Here is a 14931-nt window from a genome sequence, read left to right on the forward strand (position 1 = left end):
GCCTTTACGTTAATAGATTGTGATGCCAATCGACTGGTATTTAGATGGGGGTCAATACAGGCCCTGATGCAAACGTGATATATACTAACGCTTCGCCTTCGAATGGGTCCTTTTTTCTATCGTTCTTTCCGTCAACACCGGGGGCCCGATCATTGAGCTTATAGGAAGCACCCATTGTACCAGCGCCCATTTATCAATAGTTGGAATAACTCATGGCAAGACACAAAGCAAAACACTCAAGTAGTAATAGCATCCTGATTATTTTTGTACTGGTCTTCGGGATTGCTGCAGCAATCCCGAAGCATGCTTTCGCCATTGTGGTCATAGCTTGTATTTGGGTTGTTCTATGGCAATTAGGCAAACGCGCAAAACAACAGAAGAATCAAATACCAACATCCGCTTTAGTGGCCACTCGCCAGCAAGACCCCCAAAATACCAGCATGAGTGTCTCTAGATCTGAGAGTTCAATGGGTGACATAGAGACGGAGGACGCTTCCGGATTGTTTACCATTCAACTCGGTTCACACCCTTCCACAACGTTTGGAATTCCAGATGCTGGCAGACAGAAATCTGATGCCCGCTGGGTACCAGCAGGAGAGTCTGTCACTGTATCTGGTTTTTCGCTCCCCGGTGGCATGTTCTATTTGGGAACCACATTAGGTGGTCGGTACGACGAGCAAGAGCCCTCTCTAATCAACTCAAAACTTCGGATCGCCAAGTCATATGTCGATATCAAAGAGCGGCTAATGCCTTATTGGCCAAGTTTTCACTCAATCACACCAGAGGCTCGTCGTGGCTATCTTCAGTGGCTTGCTGGAGGACGCCATGAGCCATTGGTAGATTTAGGTTACGTCTTTCTCTTTTTCTATGGGCTGGAGCGCCGGGTTTTCGTTGATGCCGTAAATGAGCCCGAGGTGAACGCTGAGATTCCTTTGATAGTTACAGAAATCCAGCGCCTACTGAGTATTTATGGCGAAAACCGATCATTCAGGGGATATGCGGAGGGTTTTCTGGATTATCTGAGAAGCACTACAACTGTTAATCCAAACATCTATCTCAGCCCACCTCCCAAATTGACAGCGTCCACCTCCGAGATGCCGCTGACACTACGCATAGGGTTAGGGCAACATGCCTCTAACAAAAAACCTCTTGATGCAGATTGGGCTTTAGCTTGGGCTTTAGCTGACCCCAACATCAATAAACGGACCCCTGCCACACGCTGCAAAGACATCTTTGCAACCCTGTTCAAGCTTAAGTACACAGACTTGTATCCTAATGGTCTGATCTTGGTGAAAAACAAGACCAGGCTTAAGGCTAGCTACCGTCCAGCATCTTCGGCATTGAAGGTACAGACGCTTAATCTTGGTGATCTTCCCGATGTCATGGCAACCTCGGGCACACGTAAGCATCTACACGAACTAGTTGAGCTATGTACTAGTGAGCTTGAACCGTACAGCCGGTATTTGGGCCGAAACCTTGAAAATGCAGAAGCCCTAGAAGGCCTCCTTCAACTTCCGGCTGCACTATGGCCAGCAGCGGCACGCGCGGAGTTAGATGAGCTAAAGTCTAGAATTGGCGATGACTTGGTTGTCATGAGCTTTGGCGAACTCGCAGGCCGCTTCAAGAGCGCTGGGACACTGTCTCGCAATAAGGTGCTTGCGCTTGCTCAAGCGCTGGAGTCACTTCATATCGGTTTGGAGCCAGACGTACTGGCCGGTTGTAAGACACCGAAAGCTGAAGACCGAATCGCATTGTTCGTAACCCAGCCAGAAGACGGATCACTCCGGGCTTCTGCGGCGTACAATGCCGCATCGGTAACCCTTGATCTGGCCAGTGCAGTAGCATCTGCCGATGGTGACACCTCCAATGATGAAATCATGCTGCTTGCTCAACACATAGACTCATGGGATCACTTGAACGTTGCCCATCGCAAGCGTCTCAAGGCTCATTTGCAAATTCAACTCCAGCAACCACCCACTCTCGCAAGTCTTAAGAAAAAGCTTGATCCATTGACCGTCGAAGCAAAGCGTACAATCGCCAGCTTCTTGGCTCACCTGGCTCAAGCCGATGGCACCGTCAGTCCGTCAGAGGTGAAGCTTCTTGAGCGAGTGTATAAGACATTGCAACTGGATAGTCAGCTGCTATATGGCGACCTTCACGGAGCAGCATCTGGAGCGAGTATTGCGCCCGTTAATCCTGTAACAGGCTATCCCAAATCCGAAGCACAAGTCTCCGCAACTGCGAAACAAGGCTTCGTGCTAGATCATGAGCGGATTGCACAGTTACAACGAGAGACTGCGGAGGTTTCTGTTCTACTGGCCCAAGTGTTCATTGATGATCAGGTTCCGGAGGTTGAGCAACACATTGAAACCATAGAGCCTGATCAGGTGTTGAGTGCTGATGTTGTCGGTCTAGACTCAGAGCACTCTGCATTCCTTCGTTTGTTGATCTCTCGCCCCGAGTGGAGCCGTCTCGAGCTTGAAGCTGTAGCCAGCGACATGGAACTGATGCTCGATGGTGTTTTGGAGCAAATCAACGACATGGCTTTTGAACGTTTCGACATGCCCGTCACAGAGGGTGATGATCCTATCGAAATCAATTCAGACATTCTGGAAGAATTAGCCCTATGAGCAAAATCAGATCCAAAGATCGCGACGCGGTCATTCAATCACTGCGCGCCGGCGTGGTTCCTCGTATCGGACAACATTTGATTCAAGTTGGCCGGGTTGGCGAACTTGATGCACTGATCAAAGATGTAGATCGACTGGCCGATAGTGGTTCAGCCTTTCGAGTCGTGATCGGCGAATACGGGGCTGGCAAGACGTTCTTCTTGAACTTGGTGCGAGCAATTGCTATGGAACGGAAACTCGTGACCATGCATGCCGATTTGAACCCTGACCGTCGGCTGCATGCCACTGGTGGGCAGGCTCGCTCACTTTACTCTGAGTTAGCCAAGAACATGTCAACGCGGACAAAACCCGATGGAGGGGCACTGCAAGGCATCGTTGAAAAATTTATCTCCCAAGCTAAATCTGAAGCCAAGGTTGCAGGTGTAGAGAGTGAAGCTGTTATTCGCAAACACCTAAGTGAACTGACCGAGATGGTCAACGGATATGACTTTGCTGAAGTGATTGCTGCGTATTGCCGGGGCTTCGAGGAGGGCAATGAGCAACTCAAAGCTGATGCAATCCGCTGGTTACGTGGAGAGTTTACCACCAAGACGGATGCCCGAGCAGCCTTGGGTGTGCGAACTATCATTGATGATGCCTCCGTCTACGATCAGCTCAAGCTGCTTTCGAAATTCGTCAAGCTTGCAGGTTTTGGTGGTCTAATGGTCTGTCTCGATGAGTTGGTGAATCTCTACAAGCTAGCTAACACGCAGGCTCGTAATGCCAACTATGAGCAGATCCTACGTATCCTCAATGATTCCCTTCAGGGATCATCCGAAGGACTTGGTTTTGTATTGGGTGGCACTCCAGAATTTTTAATGGACACTCGCCGAGGCCTATTCAGCTACCCGGCCTTGCAGTCCCGACTGGCCGAGAACTCCTTTGCTAAAACCGGGTTAGTGGATCTTTCAGGGCCTGTTATCCGTCTCATGAGTCTTACCCCTGAAGACTTCTATGTACTTCTTCAGAAACTTCGACATGTATATGCAAGCGGTGATGCTGAAAAGTATTTGCTGCCTGACGAGGCACTCCCACAGTTCATGGCACACTGCAACCAACGATTGGGGGAAGCCTACTTCCGTACTCCGCGCACCACGATCACTGGGTTCATCAACCTACTGGCCATTCTGGAGCAAAACCCAGGTTCCGATTGGCGGGCACTCATTGGAGGCGTTGAGATCGCCAAAGACTTAGGCGGTGAGAACGACATAAAGGTCGATGCAGATGATGAACTTGCCACCTTCACACTCTGATTCATCGGGTTTCGATCAGCTAGAATACCGGATCCAGCGATGGATTTGGGCTGAAGGCTGGACGTCTTTGCGCGACGCTCAAGAGTGGGCGGTGCCAGTGCTAGTGAATGCCGACCAAGATGTCATCATCGCCGCAGCGACTGCCGCAGGTAAAACAGAAGCTGCATTCCTTCCCATACTCACCAACTTGCTTAACCAGGATGATTCACTGGGAGCTGTGCTGTATATCAGTCCCCTCAAGGCTTTAATCAATGATCAATGGGATAGATTAAGCCGCCTCTGTGAGCAGCTTGAAATTCCGGTAGTGGCTTGGCACGGGGATATTTCATCGAGCAAAAAACACCGCTTTCTAAAATCGTCTGAGGGGGTGCTATTAATCACCCCAGAATCTCTTGAAGCTCTGTTCGTCAATCGTGGCTCAAGTCTTGGTGGGGTATTCCAAAATCTGCGTTATATCGTCGTTGATGAGTTGCACGCCTTCATCGGAAGCGAGCGAGGTAAGCAGCTTCAATCCCTGATACACCGCGTAGAACTTGTTGCTGGCTGTCGCCTTCCTAGAGTTGGGTTGTCAGCGACCCTAGGCGACATGAAGATGGCATCGGAGTTTCTACGACCGGGGTGCGCCGATACAGTGACTGTTATTGAGTCCAAAAATTCAAACCAGACTCTCCAGGTGCAAGTCCGTGGTTACATCCAACCACCGATGAGCGAGCTGATGAAGGCGCGTGTTGAGCTTTCTCATGATGGAGAAAATGAGGCTGAGCAAGAAAACGAGGCAGCAAGCCCTGATTTTGCGATCGCTAATCATATCTACAAAGTATTGCGCGGCAGCAATAATCTAGTTTTCCCGAATAGTCGGGCACAGGTTGAATGGTACGCAGACCAGTTACGTCGACGGTGCGAAAATGATGGTGTGCCCAACGAATTCTGGCCTCATCACGGTAGCCTCTCAAAAGAGCTGCGGGAGCAAGCTGAGCATGCGCTCAAAGTAGGTAATCAGCCAGCATCAGCAATTTGTACCACGACGCTTGAGCTCGGAATCGATATCGGTAGTATCAAGACAGTTGTTCAGATTGGGGCCCCACCATCGGTGGCGAGTTTGCGCCAACGACTAGGGCGTTCTGGCAGACGCCATGGAGAAAAAGCGACACTGCGCGTTTATTGCAAAGAGTCGCCACTCACTGATGGCTCGAGTCTTTCTGATCAGTTGCGACAAGGACTGGTCCAGACCATTTCTATGGTTAGACTGCTAGCTCGTGGATGGTTTGAACCTCCCAGAGCTCAGGGCATACACGCGTCCACCCTTGTTCAGCAATGCCTTTCCGTCATTGCTCAGTGTGGTGGCGCATCTGCTGCGGATCTCTGGAAAAGCTTGATTGCCGAAGGAGCATTTCCGAAGGTTGAGAAGTCAGACTTTATGGGACTGCTCAAATCCCTAGGTGAGCATGAACTCATTATTCAAGATAGTTCAGGGTTATTGCTTCCTGGGGAGGTTGGAGAACGACTGATCAACCATTATGAGTTCTACAGTGCATTCACCAGTGATGAAGAATTCCGCCTGGTGTGTGATGGTAAAACGCTGGGGTCAGTCCCCGTAAGCCGTCCGCTGACCAAGGATCAACGCATTATTTTTGGAGGCCGTAGATGGCAGGTGCGTGATGTTGATCTACAGGCCAAGGTCATCATTGTTTCAGCCGCGCGCGGCGGCGCACCTCCCCAGTTCGATGGTTTGGGGGCAATGGTGCATGACGTCGTACGTAAAGAGATGCGCGCAGTTCTGGCCGATTCGGCCCCCTGCCCGTTTATTGACAGTAGCGCTCAAGCGTTACTCGACGAGGCTCGAAAGACTTTTTCCTCATTGCGCCTTGGTGACGGTTACTTGATCGAGTCTGGCAGTAAGTGTTCATTGATCAGCTGGCTAGGTGACTACGCCAACGATGCACTACGCCTGTTGCTCAATCATGTGGGTCTACCTTGCCATAATACGGGTCTTGTTATCGAGATTGATGCGAACATAACTCAAGCAAACGCTGCACTAAATGCAGTAGGTAGCCTAGACCCAGGCGATCTCAATTCGACTCTTGCAGATGTAGAAAACATGCTGCGCGAAAAATGGGATTGGGCGCTGCCAGAGCCGTTGCTTAAGAGATCGTTTGCTTCAATATCGCTGGATATCCCGGCCGCAATATTGTTCGCCCAGAGACATTTTGCGAGCTGAATCTGAATCACTATTAAGCAAGTGACACTTGGCTTGGTATAGTGACTTATTCGCATTATCCCAAAGCTGTCGCACGGAATTTTGATGGATATTGAACCGATAAATCATCGATTACAGCAGATTGCGGAGCAGATCGCCGAACTGGAGTTGGAACGAAAACATCTTGAAACACAGCGTAGCCAGTTGGCTCGTGCTGTGGTGTCCCCGCCATCGTGTGCATCTCTTTCTTCCGAACAGAAGATTACACTCTTCGCCGAACGTTTCATCGGACGACCTGATGTGTTTGCTACTCGCTGGGAGAGTAAGGCTGGCAAGTCCGGTTACTCGGTGGCTTGCGCGAATGAATGGAAGCCCGGTGTCTGCTTAAAACCAAAAATCAAATGTGGTGAGTGTCAGCAACGCAAGTTTTTACCGGTGCTCGACCAAACACTGCGTGCCCACCTGACAGGAAAGTGCACAATTGGGATCTACCCATTGCTGCCTAGTGACATGTGTCGCCTGCTGGCCGCTGACTTTGATAAGTCAGATTGGCAACCTGCCGTTACTGCCCTGAGAGAGGTTTGTGAGGAGCTGGGCGTTCCCTGTCTGGTCGAGCGCTCCCGCTCCGGTAGCGGTGCTCATGTATGGATTTTTTTTTCGGAGTTAGTGTCGGCACAAAGGGCGCGCTTATTGGGCGCGGGTCTCCTCGATAAAGCGATGGAGCGCTATCCAAAACTTGGATTCGATTCTTATGACCGTCTATTTCCTAATCAGGATCATATGCCTGCAGGAGGATTTGGGAACTTGATTGCTTTGCCATTGCAATATGGTCCTAGGCAAAACGGCAACAGCACCTTCATTGATGCCGATTTTAATGAGGTGGTAGATCCTTGGCTGACATTGATGCAAACCGGCACGATGACCAGTGCAGAGATTGAGGTTATCATCGAGCAATTTGGTGGTGAACTGGCGCATGCGGAGCATACCGCCTCATCAGAAACTCCTTGGGAAGCAAAGCTGCCAGTGGCGAAAGGCCGTATTGCTGGTTGCCCTAGCCAAGTCGAGTTGGTTTTGGCAAACATGATCCATGTTCCAACGGCCTCATTACCTTCGCAGCTTGTTGCGCGGTTAAAGCGTCTGGCGACATTTTCCAATCCTCAGTTCTTCAAAACACAGGCCCTACGGTTTTCAACCGTAGGGATCCCTCGCCACATCTGTTGTGCGAGGATGGAGGGAAACTACTTGAGTTTGCCGCGAGGAACACAGGGGGCGTTGCTCGAGTTGCTGGCAGAACAAGACATTATCGCTGAGCTGCGTGATGAGCGGACTAAAGGAATGCCATTGAAAGGGATCCGCTTCCTGGGTCTTTTGCGTAAAGAGCAGCAGTTGGCTGTGAATACGATGGCAGAGCAGGACGTTGGGATCCTCCATGCACCGACGGCATTTGGGAAAACAATCACGGCGATAGGGATGATCGCCAAGCGTCGGGTCAATACCTTGGTTTTGGTGCACAGCAAGGAGCTGGTGTTGCAGTGGCAGGAGCGTCTTCAGTCATTTCTAGCTGATGTGGAGATTGGTGTCGTTTACGGGGGACGGGCAAAGCCAACGGGCCAAATAGATGTGGCAACATATCAAAGCTTGTTGACTCGTACTGACAACACAATCAAGCCGTTTGCATTCGAATATGGTCAAGTCATTGTAGATGAATGCCATCACTTGTCGGCTCCGCGGTACGAACATCTCCTGAGTGAACTCAGCCCTCGTTATGTCATAGGGGTGACGGCAACACCTCAGCGTCAGGATGGGCACCAACCGATCATCTTTATGCAAGCTGGCCCAATCCGTTTCCACGCTAAAGCGAAAGAACAGGCGGATTTTGCGAAGACGCTGTATCGCAGTGTAATCAACACAACTCCGCCAGCTGCATTGATGGACAAGGAACACAAGCCACATATTTCCGCAGTCTTCAAATGGCTTATTGAGGATGAGGCGAGGACATCACGGATCGTGTCGGACATCGTACGCAGCATTCAGCTGGGACGGAGCCCTATCGTGCTGACAGAGCGCCGTAGCCATGCAGAAGATCTGGGCAAACGCCTTGAGGTATTGGGTTACCAGACTTCAACATTAAAAGGTGGTATGAAGGCATCGCAGATGCGGGAAGAGAAAGCGCGTTTAGGACAGGCCGATGTGGTTATCGCCACCGGCAAGTATGTCGGTGAGGGATTTGACTTACCACGCTTGGACACGCTGTTTTTGGTGCTGCCGATCTCTTGGAAAGGAACTCTGGCGCAATACGTCGGTCGGATCCATCGAGTGAGTGATGCTAAAGCAGAGGTTCAAGTTTATGACTACATCGATATTGGCCATCCCATGCTGGAGAGAATGTTCGGTCGTCGAGCCAAGGGCTATGCTGCGATGGGCTATCGTTTCGAAGAGGCTGAACTGAGTGATTTTCCAAGACAAGGTGTCATCACGGGGCTTTGAGAAATATTGATTCACCTGAAGCCGCCTCGACGGACGATGATGACCGTCCCGCAAGAGGGCCGGTTAAGCGACAACTTAATCCTGACACCCGGGGGGCATCGCCAAACCCGGAGTTTGGTTTTAGTGAAAAAGCCATATGCTCCCACTAGCTAGGATGAAACTTTATTTTCATGCATCTCGGCCTATGTAGTTTTATGGCCGGATTTAGGATGATACTTTAGCTTCTATTTTGACCGAAAAAACGGCCGTTTTTCTGCTATGTGGGATGAAACTGTATTTTCATCCCACATTTCTGAAATGAAAAAGAGCCGCAATTACGGCTCTTTTTGTTTTGGCTGAGGGTTACGACAGCCGCAGGTTGGTGATGGTCACCTCGTCGAGGGAGGGCACTATGATGCCGCTGGTGATCCCCTTGGCGATGGCCTGACTGCGGTTCTTCGAGTCGGTCTTGTTGGTCACCTGGGTCAGGTGAAAGTTGACCGTCCGCTCACTGATACCGAGGATGGTGGCGATCTCCCAGGAGGTCTTGCCCTCGCTGGCCCAGAACAGGCACTCCTTCTCCCGATCCGACAGTTCGGTCAGGTATTTCATCATATCCGGTCTGCTTTTGATCAGTTGCAGCGCGGAGTTGAAGATGTAGCTGGCGCAGAACGACAGCAGCGGGACATTTTCAAACATCAGGTCGGAGTTGGATTTCTCCTTGGTGATGAATGACAGGATGCCGTGCTCCCCCTGCGGGGTGTGCAGCGGAAAGGAGACGCCATTGCGCACTCCGAAATCGGCCGCCAGGTTCATCACATCGCGGCTGGCGCTGGGCAGCCAGGGCGAGTCGCAGTCGAGCTTGTTCCAGAAGATCGGCTGGGTCTGTTTCAGCCCCAGATAGACCACCGGATCCTGAGTCAGATACTGGTTTTCGCTATAGGCGTCAAACCAGGTGGTCGGACAGTTGTTGAACAGTGCCACGTGGGATTTTTGCATGCTGATGGGGAAAATAATCAGCAGCCGAAAGTAATCAAAGCCCATTTGATGACTGAAGCGCTCCAGCAGTTGCTGGATATCGCTGGTTTTTGTTGCCTTGGTGAACTGGTCGATATGTTCCCAGATCGCATCGTTGAGCATTACTTTCTCCTTTTTCGATCTCTATCACACTGATCGAAAAGATTTTTTCTCGTTATTTATATTTGTGCGGTGGCTATTGGCGCCACTTATTCCGTGCGTGCTTAAAAATTATCCTGTTTTTGTGCATAAAGGCCAAGGAAATCCTCTCGTTGCCAGTCTGCGCTGCATTTGAGATAATGATAATAGTTATCATTAATAAGATGTATTTCAATGAACAAGTTATGGGGTGTGGCCCTGCTGCCACTGTCAGTCCACTTTGCTGCCATCGGGGATGAGCTGGTTGCTCCCGCCCTCAAGAACAGCATAGCTGCCGGGAAAGCCTCCCAGCAGCGGGTGGAAAAAGCCGCCGATGCCGTCGTTGCCGCACGACTGGAGCTGCAAAATGCCCAGCTGCAACTGCGCGACCTCGAAGCCTACAACCGCTACATGCAATCTCTGGTGGCCGATCAGCAAAATGAGCTGGGTAAACTGGGCCAGCAGCTGGAAGCGGTGCAAGAGACCCGTCAGGGCTTGATCCCGCTGATGCTGCAGATGCAGGCAGATCTGGAACAGCTGGTGCAAAACGATATCCCGCTGCGCAAGGAAGATCGGCTGGCGCGGGTTGAACAGTTGAAAGTGACGCTGGCCCGCGCCGACGTGAGCGAGGCGGAGAAATTCCGCCAGCTGCTGCAGGCCTATCAGATCGAAGCCGAATACGGCAGCCGGATGGACAGCTATTCCGCCGAGCTGGAGCTGGATGGTGCCCCGCGTCGGGTCGATGTGTTGGCGCTGGGTCGGGTCTCCCTGCTGGCGATGACTGCCGATCGCAGTCAGGCATGGCGCTGGTCTGCCGAGGCGAAGCAGTGGCAAGCCCTCGACAGTCAATGGCTTTCCCCCATCGCCGAGGCGATGGATGTGGCCGCCGACAAGAAAGTTCCCCAGTTGCTCAATGTCCCCCTCTCTGTCAGCCGTAGTCAGGAGGCCCAATCATGAGAGTCACCATGAAGTGGTTCCCCCTCCTTATTGCCCTCTTCTACGGTGCCAACGCCGCTGTCGCCGATGAGTGGCAGCAGCAGGAACAGGCTCGTGAGCAGCAGGCTCAGCAAGATCTGGCGACCGTTGCCAAGGAGCTCGGCACTGCCCGCGCCAGACTGGCCGAGGCCCAGCGCCTGAGCAAGGAGCTGGCCAGCCAGTTCGCCAGCAACGAGAAGCAACTGGTCGAGCTCAACACTCAGTGGGAGCAAGCCTCCGGCGACATGAACGAGATCTTCGCGGTCACCCGTCAGGGCGCCAGCGATGCAGTCAAGCTGCTGAGCGAATCCGCAATCGAGGGCCAGTACCCGGAGCGTCTCGCCCCGCTAAAGGCCATGGCACAGGATAAACAGGTGCCGGATCGCGCCGCCCTCGCCCTGCTGCCTGCCACCCTGCTGCAGGAGATCCGCGAATCTGGCCGGATTGCCCAATTCAACGGCAAGGTGCTCGATGCCCAGGGGGCTGCCAGCGAGCAGTCGCTGACCCGGGTTGGCAGCTTTGCCCTGCTGGGGAGCGACGGCTTCCTGCAACCGACCGCCGAAGGCTTGAGCCCGATACTGGGTCTGCCTGGTAGCGTGCTCTCTGCCGTTGCGGCTTATCAGGGTCAGGAAGGGGAAGCGCTGCCGCTTGATCCTGCTCATGGCACTCTGCTGGCGATGCTGGCACAGGCGCCCACCTTCTGGCAGCAGGTACAGCAAGGTGGTCAGGTCGGCGCCATTATCGTGCTGCTGGCCGCTATCGGTCTGGGAATTGCGGCGGTACGGCTGTGGAGCCTCTCTCGCGAACTGGGTCGGGTGCGCCGCCAGCTCAAGAGCGGCGAGTATCACGCCGACAACGCCCTCGGCCGGGTGCTGACGGTGGCGGACAAACACCCCGAGCTGAGCATGGAGACCCTCGAGCTGCGTCTTGATGAGGCGATCCTGCAGGAGACTCCTCGCATGGAGCGCGGCATCGGCATGGTCAAGGTAATCGCGGCCATCGCCCCCATGCTGGGTCTGCTCGGAACTGTGACCGGGATGATCGGCACCTTCCAGGCCATCACCCAGTTTGGCACCGGCGATCCCAAGATCATGGCGGGCGGCATCTCCATGGCGCTGGTCACCACGGTACAGGGTCTGGTGGCGGCCATTCCGCTGATCCTGGCCCACAGCCTGCTGCAGTCCCGCTTCATCGAGCTTTCCAATGTGCTGGAGCAGCAGGTGGCCGGCATTCTGGCCGAGCGCGCCGAGAGCAATAACGGCGGGATGGAGCGAGCAGCATGATGCTCGACATCTGGCAACAGCTGCAGAGCTTCATGGGCCGTGGCGGCCCGGTGCTCTGGGTCATTCTGGCCCTGCTGGTGCTGATGTGGATTTTGATGATCGAGCGGCTGCTCTACCTCAATCTGGGTTTCGGCCCCTTGCAGCAACAGCTGCTCGGCCGCTGGCAGGCGCGCAGCGAGCGCCACAGCTGGCACGCCCGGGCGATCCGCAGTCGCTGGCTGGCACAGGCGGAGCTGGAACTGAACCATCATCTGATCTTCATCCGCACCCTGGTGGTGCTCTGCCCCATGCTGGGGTTGCTGGGCACAGTGACCGGCATGATCGGCGTATTCGATGCGTTGGCCGCGGCCAACCGCTTTAACCCGGAGAGCATGGCGGGCGGGATCTCCCGCGCCACCATCCCCACCATGGCTGGCATGGTGGTGGCGCTCTCCGGCGTGTTGTTACTCAGTCGGCTCGAAAGTCAGGCCAAGCGTGCGCTGGCCAAGACCCGGGACGGCCTGCGAGAAGAGAAGGTAATGCAATGAGACGGCAATCCAAACGCCAGCGTGACGAAGTGCAGATCGATATGACCCCCATGCTGGATATCGTGTTCATCATGCTGATCTTCTTTATTGTCACCACCTCCTTCGTGCGCGAAGCCGGGCTCGAGGTGCACCGACCCCAGGCCAGTCAGGCCAAGGCGCAGAAATCCTCCAGCATCATGCTGGCGATCGGTGCTCAGGGTCAGATCTTCCTCGACCGCAAGCAGATCGATGTGGAGCGGGTACAGGCCACCATCGCCCGTCTGCTGGCGGAGCAACCCGATGCCAGCCTGGTGATCCAGGCCGACGAACGGGTGCCCCACGGCAAGGTGGTGCGGGTGATGGATGAGGCCAAGGCGGCGGGTATCGCCAATATCGCCGTGGCGGTGGCGCCGAAATGAAATACAAGCTGATGAGCCTGGGGCTAGGGATCGCCCTCAGTCTGGGCATCCTGCTGTTTATGGCCACGCTGGTTGAACCGCCCCGAGGCGAGAAGGTGGCGAGCGAACAGAAGCCCATCGTCATCAATATGCAGAACGAGGTGACCGAGGTGCAGGTGCGGGAGCGTCCGGTGCCGCAAGAGCCCGAACCGCTGCCAGAGCCTCCCGCCGCATTGGCCTCGACACCGCTGCCGATGCCCGCAGCGGCACCCTTGGCGGCCGTTGAGCCGAGTCTGGATCTGGTCTCCAGCCTCAGCGCGGTGCAGGTCTATGCCCCCGGTGTGGCGACCAGTACCGCACCGGTATTGAGTGGCAACTACCACGGCCAGCAGCAGGGGGCGGGCATCGGCGTCGGTGACATGCTGATGCCGCTGCAACGGATCGAGCCGGTTTACCCCTATCGCGCCCAGCAGTCAGGGATCGAAGGATTCGTCACCCTGCGCTTTAGCGTGAATGCCGACGGTGGCGTGCAGGATGTGGAAGTGGTCGAGGCCAAACCCAAGCGTCAGTTCGAGCGGGCGGCCATTCAGGCGATCAACAAGTGGCGCTATCAGCCGAGACCGGGCGCCACCGACAAGCTGGTGCAAGTCATCACGCTCAAATTCAAACTGGAGTCATAACTATGTTGCGGATCTGGATCTGTCTGCTGGCCCTGGTTGGCCAAGCCTGTCTGGCGATGGAGGTCAGCCCTCACTTTTCCCGTCAGCTTGAACCCGTGATGAAACACTATCAGTCTGGCCAGTGGCAACAGGCCCAGAGCAAGGCATCTGTACTCAAGCCAAACACCGATGCCGAGCGCGCCTGGCTGGCGCAGCTGCAAGCCTCGCTGGCGGCCAATCTGCAACAGACTGCCCAGGCGAGCAGTTATGTCGAACAGGCCCTTGCCTATAAAGAGTGGCCCGAGCAGCAGCAACTCCAGTTGCTGCGTCTGCGCGGCGATATTCAGGCCCAGCAATCCAACTGGTCTGGCGCCATCGCCAGCTACAAGGCGGCACTGGCACTGAAGCAAGATGATGCACTGCGCCTGCGTCTGGCCGGCCTCTATTACCACAACAAGCAGTACGGTGATGCCGCCAGCCAGAGCGAACAGTTGCTGAAGAAGGGGTGGCAGAAGCAGGCCGCCATTATTCGTCTCTCTGCCCTCACCGCCCAGCAACGTTATGGCGTGGCAGCGGATCAGGCGGGCGAGCTGATCCGTCACGAGCCGACAGAGAGCAAATGGTGGCAACAGGCGGTATCGCTCAACCTTTCCGCCAAACGTGGCGATCAGGCGCTGGCACTGTTGCAGACCGCCATCGACAGAAAACTGATGGATGACGCGTCAGCCCGCAATCAGCTGATCCGCCTCTATGCCTGGCAAGGGCTGCCTTATCGTGGTGCCCGTTTGCTGGAGGCGGCCATGGCCAAGGGGCAGATGAAGCAAAGTGCTGAAAACCGGCAACTGCTGGCCCACTTGTGGGAAGGTGCCCGGGAGTGGTCACAAGCGGTCGATAGTTGGCAACAGCTGGCCAACCAGCACGGTCAGCCCAAAGCCGCCATGCGCGCCGCCGAACTGCTGCTGCAACAGGGCAAGACAGATGCCGCCATGACCCAGCTCGTCGCCATCACATCGGTGAAAGGCGAGCAAGGCAATCGTGCCAAAGCGTTGTTGGTGCAGGCTCACCTTAATAAGGAGCAGTATGCCCAGGCGCTGGAACTGGCCCGTGAGCTGCAGCAGCAGGATAACTGGCAACAGAAGGCAACCAGCTGGGTCAACTATATCCGGGCACAGAGCGAAGAGTTGAGCAAAAAAGCGGCGTAAATGTGGCGCCAAGGGGCTGTTTTGGGGTGTTCAGTTCGCTTTTTCAGCAAACGAACGCATTTTTGCAAAAAGCCCTTGTCATCCCGGCGCGGCTCCCTATAATGCGCCCCTACCAGCACGGCGGAACACGCCGAACTGATGAGCCAGCTTCCTTGTGAAGCAGGCGCC

The 14931-nt window shown here is 54.4% G+C and carries 11 protein-coding genes; 10 read left to right on the forward strand and 1 reads right to left on the reverse strand.

Features of this window, described 5'->3' with window-relative positions:
- Positions 1-212: 212 nt before the first annotated feature.
- The 4 genes from OKC27_RS04310 to OKC27_RS04325 all read left to right on the forward strand — a co-directional run bounded on the left by OKC27_RS04310 (position 213) and on the right by OKC27_RS04325 (position 8606).
- Entirely contained in the window at positions 213-2630 is a 2418-nt protein-coding gene (locus tag OKC27_RS04310; protein WP_182938561.1) for a tellurite resistance TerB family protein, read from the forward strand.
- Entirely contained in the window at positions 2627-3922 is a 1296-nt protein-coding gene (locus OKC27_RS04315) for an ATP-binding protein (protein ID WP_182938560.1), read from the forward strand. The genes OKC27_RS04310 and OKC27_RS04315 overlap by 4 nt, the downstream gene beginning before the upstream one ends.
- Positions 3894-6140, forward strand: coding sequence for a DEAD/DEAH box helicase (locus tag OKC27_RS04320; RefSeq protein WP_232093591.1), 2247 nt, complete (start codon positions 3894-3896; stop codon positions 6138-6140). The genes OKC27_RS04315 and OKC27_RS04320 overlap by 29 nt, the downstream gene beginning before the upstream one ends.
- 84 nt (positions 6141-6224) lie before the next feature.
- Positions 6225-8606, forward strand: coding sequence for a TOTE conflict system archaeo-eukaryotic primase domain-containing protein (locus OKC27_RS04325; RefSeq protein WP_197970782.1), 2382 nt, complete (start codon positions 6225-6227; stop codon positions 8604-8606).
- A gap of 342 nt (positions 8607-8948) precedes the next feature.
- Here OKC27_RS04325 and OKC27_RS04330 read toward each other — a convergent pair whose 3' ends face one another.
- Entirely contained in the window at positions 8949-9725 is a 777-nt protein-coding gene (locus OKC27_RS04330) for a helix-turn-helix transcriptional regulator (RefSeq protein ID WP_058052634.1), read from the reverse strand.
- Positions 9726-9935: 210 nt separating this feature from the next.
- On the opposite strand from OKC27_RS04330, the gene OKC27_RS04335 reads away from it, so the two are divergent.
- The 6 genes from OKC27_RS04335 to OKC27_RS04360 are packed head-to-tail and all read left to right on the forward strand — an operon-like array spanning position 9936 to position 14763.
- Positions 9936-10697: a DUF3450 domain-containing protein gene (locus OKC27_RS04335; RefSeq protein ID WP_182938559.1), complete on the forward strand. Its 762-nt coding sequence runs from the start codon at positions 9936-9938 to the stop codon at positions 10695-10697.
- Positions 10694-11998: a MotA/TolQ/ExbB proton channel family protein gene (locus OKC27_RS04340; protein WP_182938558.1), complete on the forward strand. Its 1305-nt coding sequence runs from the start codon at positions 10694-10696 to the stop codon at positions 11996-11998. The genes OKC27_RS04335 and OKC27_RS04340 overlap by 4 nt, the downstream gene beginning before the upstream one ends.
- Positions 11995-12525, forward strand: coding sequence for a MotA/TolQ/ExbB proton channel family protein (locus OKC27_RS04345; RefSeq protein WP_182938557.1), 531 nt, complete (start codon positions 11995-11997; stop codon positions 12523-12525). Before OKC27_RS04340 ends, OKC27_RS04345 begins: the two co-directional genes overlap by 4 nt.
- A complete protein-coding gene (locus OKC27_RS04350) occupies positions 12522-12923 on the forward strand; it encodes an ExbD/TolR family protein (protein WP_005339369.1) in 402 nt (133 codons plus the stop codon). The genes OKC27_RS04345 and OKC27_RS04350 overlap by 4 nt, the downstream gene beginning before the upstream one ends.
- Positions 12920-13582 carry an energy transducer TonB gene (locus OKC27_RS04355; protein ID WP_058052631.1) on the forward strand — a complete coding sequence of 221 codons (663 nt, stop codon included), beginning with the start codon at positions 12920-12922 and terminating at the stop codon, positions 13580-13582. Before OKC27_RS04350 ends, OKC27_RS04355 begins: the two co-directional genes overlap by 4 nt.
- A 2-nt stretch (positions 13583-13584) precedes the next feature.
- On the forward strand, positions 13585-14763 hold the full coding sequence (locus OKC27_RS04360) for a hypothetical protein (RefSeq protein WP_182938556.1): 1179 nt from the start codon (positions 13585-13587) through the stop codon (positions 14761-14763).
- Positions 14764-14931: the final 168 nt, after the last annotated feature.

This window comes from Aeromonas sp. QDB62, assembly GCF_027705695.1.
Taxonomy (GTDB): domain Bacteria; phylum Pseudomonadota; class Gammaproteobacteria; order Enterobacterales; family Aeromonadaceae; genus Aeromonas; species Aeromonas allosaccharophila.